At 64.2% G+C, this 18,297-nt stretch carries 16 protein-coding genes; 10 read left to right on the top strand and 6 right to left on the bottom strand.

Features of this window, described 5'->3' with window-relative positions; all coding sequences use genetic code 11:
* Window positions 1-3 precede the first annotated feature (3 nt).
* The 4 genes from chrA to NKH98_RS00065 all read right to left on the bottom strand — a co-directional run bounded on the left by chrA (window position 4) and on the right by NKH98_RS00065 (window position 5,725).
* On the bottom strand, window positions 4-1,392 hold the full coding sequence (chrA, locus tag NKH98_RS00080; protein ID WP_352895745.1) for a chromate efflux transporter: 1,389 nt from the start codon (window positions 1,390-1,392) through the stop codon (window positions 4-6).
* The gene (locus tag NKH98_RS00075) at window positions 1,389-2,228 is read right to left on the bottom strand and encodes a chromate resistance protein ChrB domain-containing protein (protein ID WP_352895742.1); all 840 of its coding nucleotides are present in this window, start codon (window positions 2,226-2,228) and stop codon (window positions 1,389-1,391) included. Before NKH98_RS00075 ends, chrA begins: the two co-directional genes overlap by 4 nt.
* 271 nt (window positions 2,229-2,499) lie before the next feature.
* Complete coding sequence (locus tag NKH98_RS00070) at window positions 2,500-4,305, bottom strand: IlvD/Edd family dehydratase (protein ID WP_352506072.1); 1,806 nt, start codon at window positions 4,303-4,305, stop codon at window positions 2,500-2,502.
* Between the two features lie 235 nt (window positions 4,306-4,540).
* Window positions 4,541-5,725, bottom strand: a complete 1,185-nt coding sequence (locus NKH98_RS00065) for an Mrp/NBP35 family ATP-binding protein (RefSeq protein ID WP_352895739.1) — start codon at window positions 5,723-5,725, stop codon at window positions 4,541-4,543.
* A gap of 195 nt (window positions 5,726-5,920) precedes the next feature.
* On the opposite strand from NKH98_RS00065, the gene NKH98_RS00060 reads away from it, so the two are divergent.
* On the top strand, window positions 5,921-6,298 hold the full coding sequence (locus NKH98_RS00060; protein WP_352895737.1) for a VOC family protein: 378 nt from the start codon (window positions 5,921-5,923) through the stop codon (window positions 6,296-6,298).
* A gap of 41 nt (window positions 6,299-6,339) precedes the next feature.
* On the opposite strand, the gene NKH98_RS00055 is transcribed toward NKH98_RS00060, so the two are convergent.
* A complete protein-coding gene (locus NKH98_RS00055; RefSeq protein WP_352506070.1) occupies window positions 6,340-7,344 on the bottom strand; it encodes an inorganic phosphate transporter in 1,005 nt (334 codons plus the stop codon).
* Window positions 7,344-7,985, bottom strand: a complete 642-nt coding sequence (locus tag NKH98_RS00050; protein ID WP_254816177.1) for a DUF47 domain-containing protein — start codon at window positions 7,983-7,985, stop codon at window positions 7,344-7,346. Before NKH98_RS00050 ends, NKH98_RS00055 begins: the two co-directional genes overlap by 1 nt.
* A gap of 193 nt (window positions 7,986-8,178) precedes the next feature.
* Between NKH98_RS00050 and NKH98_RS00045 the strand changes: the two genes are divergently transcribed.
* The 9 genes from NKH98_RS00045 to NKH98_RS00005 all read left to right on the top strand — a co-directional run bounded on the left by NKH98_RS00045 (window position 8,179) and on the right by NKH98_RS00005 (window position 17,938).
* Window positions 8,179-9,078 (top strand): LysR family transcriptional regulator, encoded by a 900-nt coding sequence (locus NKH98_RS00045; RefSeq protein WP_352895734.1) that lies wholly within the window; start codon window positions 8,179-8,181, stop codon window positions 9,076-9,078.
* Window positions 9,079-9,211: 133 nt separating this feature from the next.
* A complete protein-coding gene (locus tag NKH98_RS00040) occupies window positions 9,212-9,691 on the top strand; it encodes a formate dehydrogenase subunit gamma (protein ID WP_352702411.1) in 480 nt (159 codons plus the stop codon).
* Window positions 9,688-11,244: a formate dehydrogenase beta subunit gene (locus NKH98_RS00035; protein WP_352800332.1), complete on the top strand. Its 1,557-nt coding sequence runs from the start codon at window positions 9,688-9,690 to the stop codon at window positions 11,242-11,244. The genes NKH98_RS00040 and NKH98_RS00035 overlap by 4 nt, the downstream gene beginning before the upstream one ends.
* A gap of 12 nt (window positions 11,245-11,256) precedes the next feature.
* Window positions 11,257-14,169, top strand: a complete 2,913-nt coding sequence (gene fdhF / locus NKH98_RS00030; RefSeq protein WP_352895730.1) for a formate dehydrogenase subunit alpha — start codon at window positions 11,257-11,259, stop codon at window positions 14,167-14,169.
* A 3-nt stretch (window positions 14,170-14,172) separates the two neighbouring features.
* Window positions 14,173-15,003 (top strand): formate dehydrogenase accessory sulfurtransferase FdhD, encoded by an 831-nt coding sequence (gene fdhD / locus NKH98_RS00025; RefSeq protein WP_352895727.1) that lies wholly within the window; start codon window positions 14,173-14,175, stop codon window positions 15,001-15,003.
* Window positions 14,993-15,298, top strand: a complete 306-nt coding sequence (locus NKH98_RS00020; RefSeq protein WP_352895724.1) for a formate dehydrogenase subunit delta — start codon at window positions 14,993-14,995, stop codon at window positions 15,296-15,298. The genes fdhD and NKH98_RS00020 overlap by 11 nt, the downstream gene beginning before the upstream one ends.
* A 105-nt stretch (window positions 15,299-15,403) precedes the next feature.
* Window positions 15,404-16,957, top strand: a complete 1,554-nt coding sequence (locus NKH98_RS00015) for an alpha/beta fold hydrolase (RefSeq protein WP_352895721.1) — start codon at window positions 15,404-15,406, stop codon at window positions 16,955-16,957.
* Between the two features lie 111 nt (window positions 16,958-17,068).
* A complete protein-coding gene (locus NKH98_RS00010; RefSeq protein WP_352448517.1) occupies window positions 17,069-17,542 on the top strand; it encodes a carboxymuconolactone decarboxylase family protein in 474 nt (157 codons plus the stop codon).
* A gap of 84 nt (window positions 17,543-17,626) precedes the next feature.
* A complete protein-coding gene (locus NKH98_RS00005) occupies window positions 17,627-17,938 on the top strand; it encodes a nuclear transport factor 2 family protein (protein ID WP_352895717.1) in 312 nt (103 codons plus the stop codon).
* The last annotated feature ends 359 nt before the right edge of the window (window positions 17,939-18,297 follow it).

Genomic DNA, 18,297 nt, shown 5'->3' with positions numbered 1-18,297 from the left:
GCGTTACCCGCTCGCCGCCAGCAACAACACACCGGCCAGCGCCGATCCGGCAAGCGTCGGCAGCATGCCGATCTTCAGCTTCAGGATGGCGATCATCGAGGCACAGGAAAGCAGCGCCGCGCGCCAGTCTATCGATGAAAGCACCGGCACGTCCATTCCAAGCCCGACATTGCGCACTTCGCCGAAGATGACGTGCAAGCCGAACCATAGAGCGAGGTTCATGATGACGCCGACGACGGCGGCGGTGATCGCACCGAGCGCCGCCGACAGTGCCTTGTTGCCGCGCAGCGCTTCGATGTAAGGCGCGCCAAGGAATATCCACAGGAAACATGGGGTAAACGTCGCCCACAATGTGAGCAATGCCCCAAGCGCGCCGGCGAGCAGCGGAGCAAGCGCGCCGGAGTGGCGGAAGGCGGCAACGTAACCGACGAACTGCAAGACCAGGATCAACGGGCCGGGCGTGGTTTCGGCAAGCCCAAGGCCGTCGACCATTTCACCGGGTGCCAGCCAGCCGAAGGACTCGACCGCTGCCTGCGCGACATAGGCAAGCACGGCGTAGGCGCCGCCAAAGGTGACGACCGCCATGACACTGAAGAAGCCACCGATTTGCGTCCAAACGCTGGCAGGGCCGGTGACAGCCCAGACGAGCAGAACAGGTCCCAGCCAGATCGGCAGCCAGATCGCCAAAGTGCGCGGCGCATGCCATCGCGTCGGCCTGACGTGGGTCAGTTCGCCGCGCTCGAACATCAGATCGACCGCGCCTTTGACGTCGGGAACATCGCCCTTGCCCTGTGGTGCGCCGGAAAAAAATGCCGGCGCACTACGGTTGCCGATCCAGCCTGCCAGGCCGGCAAGCAGCACGATCAGCGGAAACGGCACGTTCAACGCGTAGATGGCGATGAAGGCGGCGAGTGCGATCGACACCATGACCGGGTTTTTCAGCGCGCGTCTGCCGATCCGGATCACCGCCTCGATGACAATGGCGAGCACGGTTGCCTTGACCCCGAAAAACAGCGCCGCGACGAGTGGTACATCGCCATAGAGCGCATAGAGGCTGCTCAGGACGAGCATTACAAGCGCGCCCGGCACGACGAAGAGAATGCCGGCAACAAGGCCACCGACCGTTTTGTGCAGCAACCAGCCGATATAGATGGCAAGCTGCTGGGCCTCGGGACCAGGCAGCAGCATGCAGTAGTTCAACGCATGCAGGAAGCGCTGTTCGCCGATCCAGCGCCGGTCCTCGACCAGTTCCTTGTGCATGAGCGCGATCTGCCCGGCCGGGCCGCCGAAGCTGAGCACCCCGATTTTCGCCCAGACCTTCACGGCCTGCCGGAAGCTCGGCACAACCGGCTCCCGGATCTCCGCCGGCTTTTTCGAAAGGACGGCGCTCACGATGGTTTGCCCGTGCCGAGACTGACTGCGCCGGCGGCCGGCCAGTTATGCGTCTCCTCGGTGGCATCGCGGCACCAGCGGAAGAACGCATCGTAGAGCAGCATGCCGGCCTCGAGCTGCTCCAGATCGTCGCGAAACATCCGTGACAGGCCAAGCGAGGCGGCCAGGAACCCGGCCGCCTGTGGAACAAGATCGAGGCTCGCAGTATCGGCAGCGCGTATGATCGTGGCCAGGCGATCGAGCGCTTCGGATTTAAGCCCGAACTCCTCGATCATGGTGTCGAAGGTGCAGCGTTCGCCGCGGTGGCTCCAGAACACGTTCTCGATGTCGAAAGGCACGGCCTGAAAGCGATCGGCGACGGCTGCCACTTCGGTCGGCTCGACGAAGAGAAAGACCGCGTGAGGATCGATGAAGCGCCGGATCAGCCAGGGGCAGGCGATGCGGTCGACCTTCGGGCGCGTACGCGTCACCCAAACGGTGCGGCCCTTGGCGTCGGCGGGCGGTATCTTGTCGGCGTGAACGAGAAGGCCCTTGGCATCGCGCCATGCTTCAAACCCGCCGTCGAGCGATTCGGCGGCTATGCCCTCGTGCCGCAGCCATGCGGCCACGCCTTGCGAGAGCTTTTTCCCCTGCTGGCAGACGACTGTCACTTGCCTGCCGGCGAAGTCGGCAGCCCAGTTCGAGACAGTCCTGAAATCACGCCGATCCGACCCCGGCAGCAGGCGCGGATCGGCGTTGTAGTCATCATCGATGCGGACGTCGATGACTGCGGGCGCACCCGGCAGCCCAATCAGACGGGATAGTTGCGATACGGTGATAGCGGTTGTTGACGGCATGGCGTCCACCTCCTTGAAAGAGAAGCTTGGACGCGAACGTTGGGCTGACGCCTCACGGGGTCGTCGCGATGCACCCCTTGCGATGATCGTGGATTTGTCACGCTCGCTTGTCAAGCATTTGTCCCTGCTGTCGTAGGACAATCGTTTTTGACAAACGATCGCGTCCAACTCTGTGCCGGACATTTCTCCCCGTTAGCGGGCTGTTAACGGGGAGAAATGAGGTGACCGCAACACCGGCGACCTGACGGCTGGCCCGTGCGATGGACCCTGGTCAGTGATTGTCCCTCGGCACGCCGCTTGTATGCGCCACATCCTGGTATTTCACCGCCGGCTTCAGCACCATGCCTTCGGAAAACTGGTCGACCATGCCGCGCTGGATTTCCTGCCAGGGCGTCTGGTGCTTCGGATAGTGATAGCCGCCATTGTTCTGCAGCTCGGCGCGGCGCCGCGCGATCTCGTCGTCGCTGACGAGGATGTCGGCGGTGCCCTTGCGCAGGTCGATGCGGACGCGGTCGCCGGTCTTCAGCAGCGCCAGGCCGCCGCCGATGGCGGCTTCCGGCGAGGCGTTGAGGATCGACGGCGAGCCCGACGTGCCCGACTGACGACCGTCGCCGATACAGGCCAGCGCGTGGATGCCCTTTTTGATCAGATAGGCAGGCGGCTGCATGTTGACGACTTCGGCGCCGCCGGGATAGCCGATCGGACCGGCGCCGCGCATGAACAGGATGGTGTGCTCGTCGATGCCCTGTGCCGGGTCGTCGATGCGGGCGTGATAGTCCTCGGGGCCGTCGAAGACCATGGCGTTGCCCTCGAAGGCTTCGGGGTCCTTCGGGTTTGACAGATAGCGCTCGCGGAACTCGGGCGAGATGCCGCTGGTCTTCATGATCGCCGAATCGAACAGATTGCCCTTGAGATTGATGAAGCCGGCATTGGCTTTCAGCGGCTCGGCAACCGTGCGGATGACGTCGAGGTTCTCGTTAACGGCGCCGCGGCAATTGTCGCCGATGGTCTTGCCGTTAGCGGTCGTGGCTTCCGGATAGGGCAGCAGACCGCCCTTCATCAGTTCGGCGATCACGGCCGGCACGCCGCCGGCATGGTGATAGTCCTCTCCGAGATATTCGCCCGTCGGCTGCAGATTGACGATGAGCGGTATGTTGAGGCCGACCTTCTGCCAATCGTCATTGTCGAGCGGCACGCCGAGATGGCGGGCGATGGCGTTGAGGTGGATCGGCGCATTGGTCGAGCCGCCGATCGCCGAGTTGACGACGATGGCGTTCTCGAAGGCCTTACGGGTCATGATGTCGGAGGGCTTCAGATCCTCATGCACCATGTCGACGATGCGCTTTCCGGTCTCGTAGGCGATCTGGCCGCGTTCGCGATAGGGGGCGGGGATAGCGGCCGAGCCCGGCAATTGCATGCCGAGCGCCTCGGCCAGCGAATTCATCGTGGTGGCGGTGCCCATCGTGTTGCAATAGCCGGTCGACGGCGCCGAGGAGGCAACGATATCCATGAACTCGTCATAGCCAATCTCGCCGGCCGACAGGCGCTGGCGCGATTCCCAGACGATAGTGCCGGAGCCGGTGCGCTTGCCCTTGTGCCAGCCGTTGAGCATCGGCCCGACCGAAAGCGCGATGGCCGGGATGTTGACGGTGGCCGCGGCCATCAGCATGGCCGGCGTCGTCTTGTCGCAGCCGATGGTGAGCACCACACCGTCGAGCGGATAGCCGTAGAGCACCTCCACCAGGCTGAGATAGGCAAGATTGCGATCAAGTGCAGCAGTCGGCCGTTTGCCGGTCTCCTGGATCGGGTGGCAAGGGAACTCGAAAGGGATGCCACCCATCGAGACAATGCCTTCGCGCACGCGCTTGGCCAGTTCGATGTGGTGGCGGTTGCAGGGCGACAGGTCCGAGCCGGTCTGCGCGATGCCGATCAGCGGCTTGCCGGACATCAGTTCGGCCCGCGTCAGCCCGTAATTCAGGTAACGTTCCAGATAGAGTGCCGTCATGCCCGGATTGTCGGGATTGTCGAACCACTCCTGCGAGCGAAATTTTTTCTTGCTGGTTGGGGCGCCTGCCATCGTGGTCTCCGTATTTGTATGACAAATCGATATGACAACGCGCGGGAGCAGGCAAGGGGCACGCGCCATCCGAATCCGCACTTTGGTGCGATAGACACACATCTGCCTCCGCGCTAGACGGGATCGTGGTTTGTCAGCCCGCTATCCCGGAAAAGCTGGAACGTGTCGCCGCGGACCTACCCGGCCGTTCCGGCCGCCCTCCCCTCAAGGTCCCACTTGGGGGAGGACATCCGCATCACTCGAACACGATGCTCGGGACTGCAGCCTCGGCCGCGCCGCGCTCTTCATTGACGCGGTCCCAAACCTTGGCGGCGATGTCGCGGTAGATTTTCGCCTCGGCGCCATCGGGTTTCGAGACCACCACCGGCGTGCCAGCATCCGAGCTTTCGCGGATGCCCATCTCGAGCGGCACTTCGCCAAGGAAGGTGACCCCGAGACGCTCGGCCTCGCGGCGCGCGCCGCCATGGCCGAAGATGTCGTAGCGTTTTCCCGTATCGGGGGCGAGAAAATAGCTCATATTTTCGACGATACCCAATAGCGGCACGTCAACCTTTCTGAACATGTTGAGGCCTTTGCGCGCATCGATCAGGGCCAGGTCCTGTGGCGTCGAGACGATGACGGCGCCGGCCAGCGGCACCTGTTGGGCCATGGTCAGCTGGGCGTCGCCGGTGCCGGGCGGCATGTCGACGACGAGCACATCGAGCGGTCCCCATTCGACCTCGCGCAGCATCTGCGTCAATGCCGACATCACCATCGGCCCGCGCCAGATCATCGGCGTCTCCTCATCGACGAGGAAGCCCATCGACATGACCTTGAGGCCATAATTCTGCATCGGTTTCAGGATCTTGCCGTCGACGGTCTGCGGCCTGCCACGAATGTTGAGCAGACGCGGCATGGAAGGGCCATAAATATCGGCATCGAGCACGCCGACCCGCAGCCCGTTGGCGGCAAGCCCAAGGGCGATATTGACGGCGGTGGTCGACTTGCCGACGCCGCCCTTGCCGGAAGCGACGGCGATGATGGCCTCGATGCCGGGTACGCCGCGCTTGCCCTGGCTGTGCGAGGCAGGCGCCTGCGGGGCGGGACGCGCAGGTGCAGCCGCCGGGGCGGGCCTCTGAGCAGGTCTTTGCGGAACCGGCGCCTCCATGCCGCCGCCCTTCTTTTCCGCCGTCAGCGCGACCACGGCGCCGGCGACACCGGGGATCGCCTTGACGACACGTTCGGCCGCCGCACGCAGCGGCTCCATCTCCTGGGCACGGGCAGCGGGAACGGTGATCGAGAAGAACACCTTGGCATCGGCAATGAAAATCTCGGAAACCATGCCGAGGTCGACGATATTGCCGGTGAAATCCGGCCCATTGACCGTCTTCAGGCGCTCGATAACCATTTCCTTGGTCACGTTTTCATGGGCGGCGGGCATGAGTTTTTCCTCTACTTCTCCGCTCCAGATAATGCACTTCCCGAACAGAACCAAGCGATGGACCAACAGTTGCCGCGACGTACCGGGAAGGCCGGGGCCATACGACAGCATTTCCAGCGGGAGTGGCCGTCGCCAAATCGTCAACGCAACCTATTTCAGTGGACATGGAATGACCGCCAGGGAAGGAGACGAATCATGCTCGCAAACAGCAACGCAACCGCCAATCTCGCTGTGAAGGACCTGGCCAACGCCAGGGCATTCTACGAAGGGGTCCTCGGCCTGAAAGAAGTGCACAATGAGGGTGGTGAACTGATCGTCTACGAAAGCGGCGATACCGCCATCAACGTGTACCGTTCGAATTTCGCCGGGACCAACAAGGCGACGGCTGTGACCTGGACGGTCGGCAATGAACTCGGCAAAATCGTTGAGGCATTGAAATCGAAGGGCGTGACCTTCGAGCATTACGACATGCCAGGCCTGACGCTTGAGGGCGATGTCCATGTCGGCCAGGGTATGAAGGTCGCGTGGTTCAAGGATCCGGACGGCAACATCCTGAACCTTGTGGACAGGTAGTCGCCGCGCCAGAGGCGGCTCCAGACGCTGGCCCGTTCGCATCACTTTGCCAGGCCGACCGCGAGGTAGGTGAGAGCCGCGATGGCCGCGGTTGCCGGCAAGGTGACGATCCATGCCACCACGATGTTGCCGGCAATGCCCCAGCGAACGGCGGAGACGCGGCGGGCGGCGCCGACGCCGATGATGGCGCCGGTGATCGTGTGCGTGGTCGATACAGGAATACCCAGCCAGGTGGCGGCGAACAGGGTAATCGCACCGCCGGTCTCGGCGCAGAAACCCTGCATCGGGTTCAGCCGGGTGATCTTGGAGCCCATGGTGTGGACGATGCGCCAGCCGCCGAACAATGTGCCCAGCGCCAGCGCCGACTGACAGGTGATGACGACCCACAGCGGCACGTAAAAATTCGCGCCGAGCATGCCTTGCGAATAGAGCAGCACGGCGATGATGCCCATGGTCTTCTGCGCGTCGTTGCCGCCATGTCCAAGCGAATAGAGCGAGGCGGAAAAGAACTGCATGACGCGGAAGGTGCTGTCGACGGCAAACGGTGTCTGCCGCAGGAACAGCCAAGAGACCGCGAGGATCAGGACGAGCGCCAGCAGAAAGCCTGCCGCCGGCGATAGCACGATTGCCGCCGTGGTCTTGCCCAACCCGGCCCAGACAATGGCGCCGGTGCCTGCCTTGGCGACGCCGGCGCCGACCAGACCGCCGATCAGCGCGTGCGAACTGCTGGACGGGATGCCGACGAGCCAGGTGACGATGTTCCAGACGATGGCGCCGACAAGTGCTGCGAAGATCACTGCCGGCGTGACGATGCTGGCGTCGATGATGCCGGTTCCCAGCGTCTCCGCCACGTGGAGACCGAAGAACATGAAGGCGATGAAATTGAAGAAGGCCGCCCAGAACACCGCATAATGCGGCCGCAGCACCCTGGTGGAGACGATGGTGGCGATGGAGTTGGCGGCATCGTGCAGGCCGTTGAGGAAATCGAAGAACAGCGCGACGACGACAAGGCCGACCAGCACGGGAAAGGCTATCGCGGCTTCCACTATACGTTCTCGATGACGATGCCGCTGATTTCGTTGGCAACGTCCTCGAAGCGGTCGACCACCTTCTCCAGCTGGCCGTAGATCTCGCTGCCGATCAGATAGGCCATCGGGTCGCTGCGGCCATGCCGCTTGAACAGGTCCTTCAAGCCTTGCTCGTGCAGGTCGTCGGCCCGGCCTTCGGCGCGCATGACTTCCTCGGCGATGGCATTGAGGCGCACCGTGTGCGCCCCGACCTTGCCGAGCAGCGGGATCGCCTCGGCCACCAACTTGGCGGCCTCGACGATGACGCCTCCCATTTCCTGCATCAGCGGGTCGAATTCCTTCTTCTCGAACAGCCTTACCGTCTTGACGGTCTTGTGCATCATGTCGATGGCATCATCCATCGACTGGATCAGGTCCTTGATGTCGCCGCGATCGAAGGGAGTGATGAAGGAGCGCCGCACCGCAAGCAGCACCTCCGCGGTGATCTGATCGGCTTCGTCCTCGAGATCGATGATCGTCTGACACCAGCGGTCGATGTCGTTGCCCTGCAGAAGCTGCTGCAGTGCCTCGGCGCCACCGACCACGGTGCGGGAATGCCGCTCGAACAGGTCGAAGAAGCGATCTTCGCGCGGCAAAAGCTTGCGGAACCAGCCCAGCATGTTCGGTCTCCCGTCGTGTCCAGTCCACGACCCCGTCTGATCCACATAGCGCCGCATTCCATTGCGGGAAACAGTAAGCCGGCTGAAAGATGTGGATGCGGACGATTTACACAGGCGGCTTGCGGCCGAAGGCGATTTCCACGACCTTGCGCGCTACGACAGGACATATCGTCCGTGACAGGCTCCCGACGGCATGATCGACAAGCTGGAATTCTTCATAGCACTTGCCAAGGAAGAGCATTTCGGCCGGGCGGCCGAAGTATGCGGCGTCACCCAGCCGACACTTTCGGCCGGCATCAAGCAGCTGGAGGGCCAGCTCGGCGTGATGCTGGTGCTGCGCGGCTCGCGCTTCCAGGGGCTGACGCCGGAAGGCAAACAGGTGCTGGTGTGGGCGCGCCGCATCGTCGGCGATAGCAGGACCATGCGCGAGGAGATGCGGGCGGCGCGTCACGGCCTGTCAGGGCGTATCCGCATCGCGGCGATCCCGACGGCGCTGGCCATGGTGGCGCGATTGACGACGCCGTTTCGGGCAAAACACCCCGGCGTCACCTTCTCGGTGCTGTCGCGGACCTCGATCGAGGTGCTGTCGCTGCTCGGCAATTTCGATATCGACGCCGGCATCACCTATCTCGACAACGAGCCGCTCGGACGCGTCACCAGCGTGCCGCTCTATGACGAGCGCTATCAGCTGATCACCGCCGTCGGGAACCGGTATTTCGACCGCGACAAAGTGACATGGGCCGAGCTCAGTCAGCTGCCGCTCTGCCTGCTGACGCCGGACATGCAGAACCGCCGCATCATCGACCAGCATCTGGCCGAAGCCGGCGTGCAGGTGCGGCCGACATTGGAATCCAACTCGATGATCGTGCTGTTCTCGCATATCCGCACCGGCAAATGGTCGTCCATCATGCCGCTTAACCTTGCGGAAACGTTCGGCTTTTCCGAGCCGATCCGGGCTATCCCGATCGTCGAGCCGGATGCCAGCCACACCGTCGGGCTGGTGGCGGCGCCGCGCGAACCGCACACGCCGCTGGTCTCGGCGCTGTTGGACGAGGCAATGGCGCTGGCGGACGATTTCCGCACCCGTCGCTAGGCTAGACAATGCTGGTGATCGCGAACGATAGAAAATTTCTATCGAGCAACGGATCGGCTTTATTGATTTAGCGGGTTTCCTCTGATTTCCTAAGCACTTAGTGGAAGACCGCCACGACCAGGGAGGGCGCTGCATGACGATGCAGCCTGCAAGTACCGAGATCGCATCGCGCACCGCGGCGATCATCCACGAGCTGAAAGGCCTCGAAGGCCCGCTGTTGCCGATCCTGCACGGCATACAGGAAGAGTTCGGCTATGTGCCGCAGGACGCGCTGCCGGTCATCGCCGAGGCGCTGAACATTTCCAGGGCCGAGGTGCATGGCGTCGTCACCTTCTATCACGATTATCGCAGCCAGCCGGCCGGCCGGCATGTGCTGAAGCTCTGCCAGGCGGAAGCCTGCCAGTCGATGGGTTCGGATGCGATTGCCGCCAGGCTCAAATCATTGCTGGGCATAGGCTTCCACGAGACAACCCGCGACGGTTCGGTGACGCTGGAGCCGGTCTATTGCCTCGGCCTTTGCGCCTGCTCGCCGTCGGCGATGCTGGACGGCGAGGTGATCGGGCGGCTCGACGACGAAAAGCTCAATGAAATCGTTGCCGAGGTGCGCTCATGATCCCGCGTATCTATATTCCCGGCGATTCCGGCGCGCTGGCGCTGGGTGCGGAAAAAGTCGCCAAGGCGGTTCGGGCGGAATTGGCCGAGCGCGGCATCGAGGCCAAGATCGTGCGCAACGGCTCGCGCGGCGCCTATTTCCTCGAGCCGATGGTCGAGGTGGCAACGGCCAATGGCCGTGTCGCCTATGGGCCGGTGAAGCCATCCGACGTCAAAAGCCTGTTCGACTGCGGCTTCCTCACCGGCGGCCACCACAAGCGCTGGCTCGGCGCTCCCGACAAGATCCCATTCCTGGCCAGGCAGACGCGGCTGACCTTTGCGCGCTGCGGCGTCACCGATCCGCTGTCGCTCGATCACTACAAGGCGCATGGCGGGCTGAACGGCCTGCAGAATGCAGTGGCGATGACGCCGGCCGACATCGTCAAGCAGGTGACCGAGTCCGGGCTGCGCGGTCGTGGCGGCGCCGGCTTCCCGACCGGCATCAAATGGAAGACGGTGCTCGATACGTCGGCCGAGCGCAAATACATCGTCTGCAATGCCGATGAAGGCGATTCCGGCACGTTCGCCGACCGCATGATCATGGAAGGCGACCCTTTCGTGCTGATCGAAGGCATGGCGATCGCCGGCATCGCCACCGGCGCGACGAAGGGGTTCATCTATATCCGCTCCGAATATCCGCATGCGGTGGCGGTGATGCAGAAGGCCGTCGAGATCGCCCGCAAGGCCGGCGTGCTCGGCGTCAATGTGCTCGGCTCGGCCAATTCATTCGACATGGAAGTCCGCGTCGGCGCCGGCGCCTATGTTTGCGGCGAGGAGACGGCGCTGCTCGACAGCCTCGAAGGCAAGCGCGGACAGGTGCGGGCCAAACCGCCACTGCCGGCGCACAAGGGCCTGTTCGGCAAGCCGACGGTGATCAACAACGTCATCTCGCTGGCCTCGGTGCCGGTGATCATGGACAAGGGCGCCGCCTTCTACAAGGATTTCGGCATGGGCCGTTCGCGCGGCACCATCCCGATCCAGATTGCCGGCAACGTCAAATATCCCGGTCTCTACGAGGCGGCGTTCGGCATGACGCTGGGTGAGATCGTCGACGATATCGGCGGCGGCACGGCGACCGGGCGTCCGGTCAAGGCTGTGCAAGTGGGTGGCCCGCTCGGCGCCTATTTCCCGCGCGCGCTGTTCGACACCCCGTTCGACTACGAAGCGTTTGCCGCCAAGGACGGGCTGATCGGCCATGCCGGCATCGTAGTTTTCGACGACAGCGCCGACATGCTGAAGCAGGCACGCTTTGCCATGGAATTCTGCGCTATCGAAAGCTGCGGCAAGTGCACGCCGTGCCGCATCGGCTCGACGCGCGGCGTCGAGGTGCTGGACCGGCTCGCCCAGAACATCGAACCGGAAAAGCAGATCGCACTGGTCACCGACCTTTGCAACACGATGAAGTTCGGCTCGCTTTGCGCTCTCGGCGGCTTCACCCCATATCCAGTGATGAGTGCACTCAACCATTTCCCGGACGACTTTCGGCCGACGCCGGTCGCCGAAGCAGCGGAATAGGAGCGGACAGGCATGAACGCGGCATTCGACATCAAATCGCTGGTCCAGGAAATCGACTACGGCACACCCGCCTCCGAAGCCGAACAGCAGGTAACGCTGACAGTCGACGGCAAGTCGGTGACGGTGCCGGCGGGCACCTCGATCATGCGCGCTTCGATGGAAGCGGGCGTTGAAATCCCGAAACTCTGCGCAACCGACATGCTGGATTCGTTTGGCTCCTGCCGGGTCTGCCTCGTCGAGATCGACGGGCGCGGCGGCACGCCGGCCTCGTGCACGACGCCGGTCGGCGAGGGCATGGTCGTGCACACACAGAGCGACCGGCTGAACGCCATTCGCCGCGGCGTGATGGAACTCTACGTCTCTGACCACCCGGTGGCGTGGGGCGAGAAGGCCGGCACCGGCGCCAGCGAGTTCGACAAGGTCGTCAGGACGGTCGGCCTGACCGAGAACCGCTATGGCGTGGACGGGCGCAACCACGTCAAGCAGGAAAACGGCGTGGCGCCCGGCCATGGCTCGCTGACCATCGACTATATCGCCCGCGATGAATCCAACCCCTATTTCACCTACGATCCGGCGCAATGCATCGTCTGCTCGCGCTGCGTGCGCGCCTGCGAGGAGGTACAGGGCACGTTCGCGCTGACCATCGAGGGCCGCGGCTTCGAATCCAGGGTCTCGGCCGGCATGCACGAGGCGTTCGTCGATTCCGAGTGCGTCTCTTGCGGGGCCTGCGTGCAGGCCTGCCCGACCGATGCGCTGAGGGAGAAGACCGTGCTGGCGAAAGGCCTGCCCGAGCGCTCGACCGTCACCACCTGCGCCTATTGCGGCGTCGGCTGCTCGTTCAAGGCCGAGGTCAAGGGCGACGAGGTCATCCGTATGATGCCCTACAAGGCAGGCAAGGCCAACCACGGCCACTCCTGCGTCAAGGGCCGCTTCGCCTATGGCTATGCGACGCACAAGGACCGTATCCTGAAGCCGATGATCCGCGAGCGGGTCAGCGATCCGTGGCGCGAAGTGTCGTGGGAAGAGGCGCTCACCCACACGGCGAATGAATTCCGCCGCATCCAATACCAGTACGGCCGCACCTCGATCGGCGGCATCACCTCCTCGCGCTGCACCAATGAGGAGACCTACCTCGTCCAGAAGCTTGTCCGGCAGGGTTTCCGCAACAACAATGTGGACACCTGCGCCCGGGTCTGCCATTCGCCGACCGGCTATGGTCTCGGCCAGACCTTCGGCACCTCAGCCGGCACGCAGGATTTCGATTCGATCGAGCAGACGGACGTGATCCTGCTGATCGGCGCCAATCCGACCGATGCGCATCCGGTGTTCGCTTCGCGCATGAAAAAGCGCATGCGCCAGGGTGCCAAGCTGATCGTGCTCGATCCGCGCCGCACCGACATCGTGCGCTCAGCCCATGTCGAGGCTCAGTACCATCTGCCGCTGAAGCCGGGCACCAACGTCGCCATGCTGACGGCGCTTGCCCATGTGATCGTCACCGAAGGCCTGTTCGATGAGGCCTTCATCCGCGAGCGCTGCGACTGGGACGAGTTCCAGGACTGGGCGTCGTTCGTGGCACTGCCGGAAAACAGCCCGGAGGTCGTCGGCCAGCTTGCCAATGTCGATCCCGACGACATACGCGGCGCGGCCCGGCTCTACGCTCGCGGCGGCAACGGCGCGATCTATTACGGCCTCGGCGTGACCGAGCACAGCCAGGGCTCGACCACCGTCATCGCCATTGCCAACCTCGCCATGGCGACCGGCAATATCGGCCGGCCGGGCGTCGGCGTGAACCCGCTGCGCGGCCAGAACAATGTGCAGGGCTCCTGCGATATGGGCTCGTTCCCGCACGAGCTTCCCGGCTATCGCCACATTTCAGGCGACGCGGTGCGCGCGATCTATGAGAGCCTGTGGGGCGTCAAGCTCGACGACGAGCCTGGCCTGCGCATCCCCAATATGCTGGATGCAGCCGTCGACGGTTCGTTCAAGGGGCTCTATGTGCAGGGCGAGGATATCCTGCAGTCCGACCCCGACACCAAGCATGTCGCCGCCGGACTGGCGGCGATGGAATGCGTGGTCGTGCACGATCTCTTCCTCAACGAGACGGCCAATTACGCGCATGTCTTCCTGCCCGGCTCGACCTTCCTCGAGAAGGATGGCACCTTCACCAATGCCGAGCGCCGCATCAACATGGTGCGCAAGGTGATGGAGCCGAAATGCGGCTATGCCGACTGGGAAACGACGCAGGAGCTCGCCAAGGCGCTCGGCCTCGGCTGGACCTACACGCATCCGTCGCAGATCATGGACGAGATCGCCAAGACGACGCCGAGCTTCGCCGGCGTTTCCTTCGACCTTCTCGACCGGGTAGGCTCGGTGCAGTGGCCCTGTAACGAGAAGTCGCCGGAGGGCACGCCGATCATGCATATTGGCGGCTTCGTGCGCGGCAAAGGCAAGTTCATCCGCACCGAATACGTCGCGACCGACGAGAGGACCGGGCCGCGCTTCCCGCTGCTGCTGACCACCGGCCGCATCCTGTCGCAATACAATGTCGGCGCGCAGACCCGGCGTACCGAGAACGTGGTCTGGCATAGCGAGGACCGGCTGGAGATCCATCCGCACGACGCCGAAAATCGCGGCCTGCGCGACGGCGACTGGGTGCGGCTGACCAGCCGCTCCGGCGAGACGACGCTGCGCGCGCTGATCACCGAGCGGGTGTCGCCAGGCGTCGTCTATACGACCTTCCACCATCCCGACACCCAGGCCAACGTCATCACCACCGATTTCTCCGACTGGGCGACCAACTGCCCGGAATACAAGGTGACCGCAGTGCAGGTGGGCGCGTCCAACGGCCCGTCGGAATGGCAGCGCGACTATGACGAGCAGGCAAAGCAAAGCCGCCGCATCGCGAAGTTGGAAGCGGCGGAGTAGTCCTTGACCGCGCGCCGCAAAGCCATTGCGCAGATCTCGCGGCTGGCGCGCCGCGCGGGCGGCACCGCGGCCGCCAACCGGATGGTGCCCGAAGAGACGCCGGTGGCGTTCTCCTTTGCCGGCACCACGCATGCGGTGATGATGGCAAGCCCGGCCGATTTCGAGGATTTCGCGCTCGGCTTCTCGCTGACCGAAGGCATCATTGCCTCGCCGGACGAAATCGAGGCCATCGAGGTCGAGGATCACGGCGCCGGCATCGACATCCAGATCCGGCTGAAGGACCAGGCCAACACCCGCTTCGAAGCGCGGCGCAGACGGCTGGCCGGCCCGGTCGGCTGCGGGTTGTGCGGCATCGAATCGATCGAGGAAGCGATGCGCTCGGTAAACTCGGTCGGTGCGTCAACACTTACGCTTGAGGCCAACGACATCGTCCGTTCGGTCAAGCTGCTGTCGAAGGTGCAGCCGCTGCACACCGAGACTGGCGCGGTCCACGCCGCCGGTTTTTACCTTCCCGACAGGGGCGTCGTAATGGCGCGCGAGGATGTCGGCCGCCACAATGCGCTGGACAAGCTGGCCGGCGCGCTGGCCAGGGCCGGTATCAACGGCGCCAGCGGTGCCGTCGTCGTCACGTCGCGCGTTTCGGTCGAGATGGTGCAGAAGACTGCGGCGATCGGCTCGGCCGTCATCATTGCCGTCTCGGCGCCGACCGCACTTGCCATCCGCACCGCGGACGAGGCCGGCATGACGCTGGTGGCGCTGGTGCGCGGCGACGATTTCGATATTTTCACCCATCCTGACCGCGTGGTTTCCGGAGTTGCCAAGCATGTCGCATGACGAAGGCCACCTCATGAGCACCAGCGAAAAGCTGGTTCGCATGGCCAACCAGATCGCCGCCTTTTTCCACTCCAAGCCGCGCGAGCAAGGCATTGCCGGCGTCGCCGAGCACATCAACAAGTTCTGGGAGCCGAGAATGCGCCGGCAATTGTTCGAGATGCTTGACAGCGGCGGCGAAGGTTTCAACGAGCTTGTCGTCGCGGCCGCGCCACACATCAAGCGGCCGGGCGCGCCGGAGGGCGCAGGTTTTAGCGTCGGCGGAGCGAGCACCGAGACCGCCGCGTCACAGAAGTAGGCGTCGCCGGCCCACATTCACTCGCGCTAAAGTTTCATCTGCCGCAAGCTGCGCGGCTCTGCTATAATCCGGCGATAAGAAATCGTCGGGTCGGGCGGACAATTCGTGAGGCCGATCGAAACTCGATACGCGCTCAGTGGCGACGTGCGGATCGCCTATCAGGTGGTCGGCCAGGGATCGCTCGATCTCGTCTTCGTGCCGGGTTTCATTTCCAATCTCGACCTGCACTGGGAAGACGAGGGCTACAGCCGGCTGTTGAAGCGGCTTTCCGCGTTCTCACGGCTGATCCTGTTCGACAAGCGCGGGACCGGCCTGTCCGACCGCGTCGATGTCCACCACCTGCCCAGCCTCGAAACCCGCATGGACGATGTGCGCGCCGTGATGGATGCGACCGGCAGCGGCCGCGCCGCCTTGCTCGGCGCTTCGGAAGGCGCGCCGATGGCAATGCTGTTCGCCGCCACCTACCCGGAGCGGACGCGGGCGCTGGCGCTTTATGGCGGCTATGCGCATTTCCACAAATGGGTGATGCCGCCGGAACGCCTCGAGGCCTTCATCGCGACGGCGGAGACCGCATGGGGCACCGGCGCCACCCTGCCGCATTTCGCGCCCGGTCGCGTCGACGATCCGCGTTTCGCCACATGGTGGGCGCGCTTCGAGCGGCTGTCGGCGAGCCCGACGGCGGCTATCGCCCTGGCCCGCATGAATGCAGCAATCGACGTGCGCGGCGTGCTGGCGGCGATCAGCGCACCGACGCTGCTGGTCCACCGCCGAAACGATGCACGCGTCGACCCGGAGGCCAGCCGCTTCCTGGCAAGGAATATCCCGAATTCGCGATTGGTCGAGGTACCCGGGCGCGACCACCCGATCTGGACCGGCGATGTCGACCGGGTGGCTGATGTGATCGAGGAATTCCTGACCGGAGCGCGCGCCGTCGCCGAGGCCGAGCGCGTGCTGGCGGCACTGCTGGTCACCCGGATCTACGACACGGCGCGGCTTGGCGACCGCATGTGGAGCGAGCGCAGCCAGCGTTTTCAGGAAACATGGCGCCTGCTGGTTGGGCGCCATGGCGGCCGCCCGGCCGGCACGCATGGTGAGCTGATGATGGCGCGCTTCGACGGCCCGGCGCGGGCCGTACGCTGCGCGGCGGCGCTGCGCGATGCGGCGCAGGAGATCGGCGTCGCCAGCGCGCAGGGCGTGCATGTCGGCGAGGTCGAGTTGCGTGGGCCGCCGACGGGATTGACGACGCGCGTGACGATGCAGCTTGCCGCGCATGCCGGGCGCGGCGACATCCTCGCATCGCGGCTGGTCGCCGACCTCGCCGCCGGTTCAGACCTTCATTTCAATGACGCCGGGCGCATCGCACTTGACGAGCTGGATGAGCCGCTGGCGCTGGTGGAGGCGACCTCGGAACAGCATCTGGAGCCGGCCTTCCGGCTGAAGGCCAAGGCTGCCGAGCCGGCCGCACTGACGGCGCGCGAAAGCGAGGTGGTGAACCTCATTGCCGACGGCAAGAGCAATGCCGCGATCGCCGCCGAACTGGGGCTGAGCGAACACACGGTCAAGCGCCACGTCGCCAATATTCTGCTCAAGCTGGACCTGCCGTCGCGGGCGGCGGCGGCGGCGTTCTCGGCCCGGCACGCTGGCCCGCACGGGCCATAGCAGCCATGGCGCTTTCGGGCGAAGCGGCTGGGCATGCCTGAGCGCTATCACTTCGTCCCATGCAGGCCAGGCGGATATCGCCGGGAAAGGCGCTGCGAAGGGAGAAATAAAATGCTGAAGTCGACACTCAAATCGCTGGTGCTGGCGGCAGGCGTTGGCGCGCTGCTGGCGATAGTTCCTGCCAAGGCCGAGGACGCCTCGGCGACGGCCGCCTACAAGGACATCCAGGCCACGCTCGGCTCGGTGCCGGACATGTTCAAGACGCTGCCGGACGTCGCTGTCGCCGGCGCCTGGGCCGAGATCAAGGGCGTGCAACTCAACCCGAACACCGCTCTCGACGGCAAGACCAAGGAATTGATGGGCCTCGCCGTCGCCTCGCAGATCCCCTGCCAATACTGCATCTATTTCCACACGCAGGCGGCCAAGCTCAATGGCGCCAGCGACGAGGAAATCAAGGAGGCGGTGGCGATGGCCGCGATCGTGCGCCACTGGTCGACGATGCTCAACGGCAGCCAGGTCGATCTCGCTACCTTCAAGAAGCAGTCCGATGAGGTGTTCGCGGCCGTCAAGGCGAAGTCGCAGTGAAAAACCGCTGCCCGGCGGCGAGCGCCAGGCAGCGGCTGATCAAGCAACCGCCCGATCGTCAAGACGGGCCCATGGAGGACAAAAATGCTGACCAAGACACAGGCGGTAGACGGCGCGGCGATCAAGAAGGCGATCGAGGGCCGTGACGGAAAATTGCTGGCGAGCTTCTATGCCGACGACGCATTGGTGCGGGTGATCGACCGCAACAACCCGCCGAGCAAGCCGCGCGAAATCCGCGGGCGCGCGGCGATCACCACATTCTGGGACGACATCTGCAGCCGCGCGATGACCCACAAGGTCGACACCACCATCGCCGACGGCAACAATCTCGCCTTCACCCAGGCCTGCGCCTATCCGGACGGACCAAGGTGTTCTGCGCGGCGATGCTGGAGCTGAAGAACGGCCAGATCGCGCGGCAGACCGTCGTGCAGGCATGGGACGAGTGAGGCGGCGATGTTCAGTGCCAGATGGCAGATCGACGCCAAGTTCGACCACAAGCAGACCGTGCTCTGTTGAAGAACCGGGAAGCGAGATCGGCCCGCAGGTCGGTCTCGACGACCTCAGGTCCAGATCATGGCCGGATCGACCGGCGCGAACCGACGGTCGAGTCACCAGGTCGAAGGCCTCGCCCAGTTGGAGGCGTTCTTCGCCAGGATCACCTAGAGCGTCGGACATTCAGGTTGAATCGCGAAGGATTCCGCTAACGTCGGGTTTGTGATTCACTTCCTTAAGGAGGTGATTTGCCATGCCCAAGC

Origin of the sequence: Mesorhizobium sp. M0833 (assembly GCF_040319905.1) — a bacterium.
GTDB lineage: Bacteria > Pseudomonadota > Alphaproteobacteria > Rhizobiales > Rhizobiaceae > Mesorhizobium.
The sequence above is the reverse complement of the archived record's forward strand: the minus strand, read 5'-3'. Positions and strand labels throughout refer to the sequence as shown.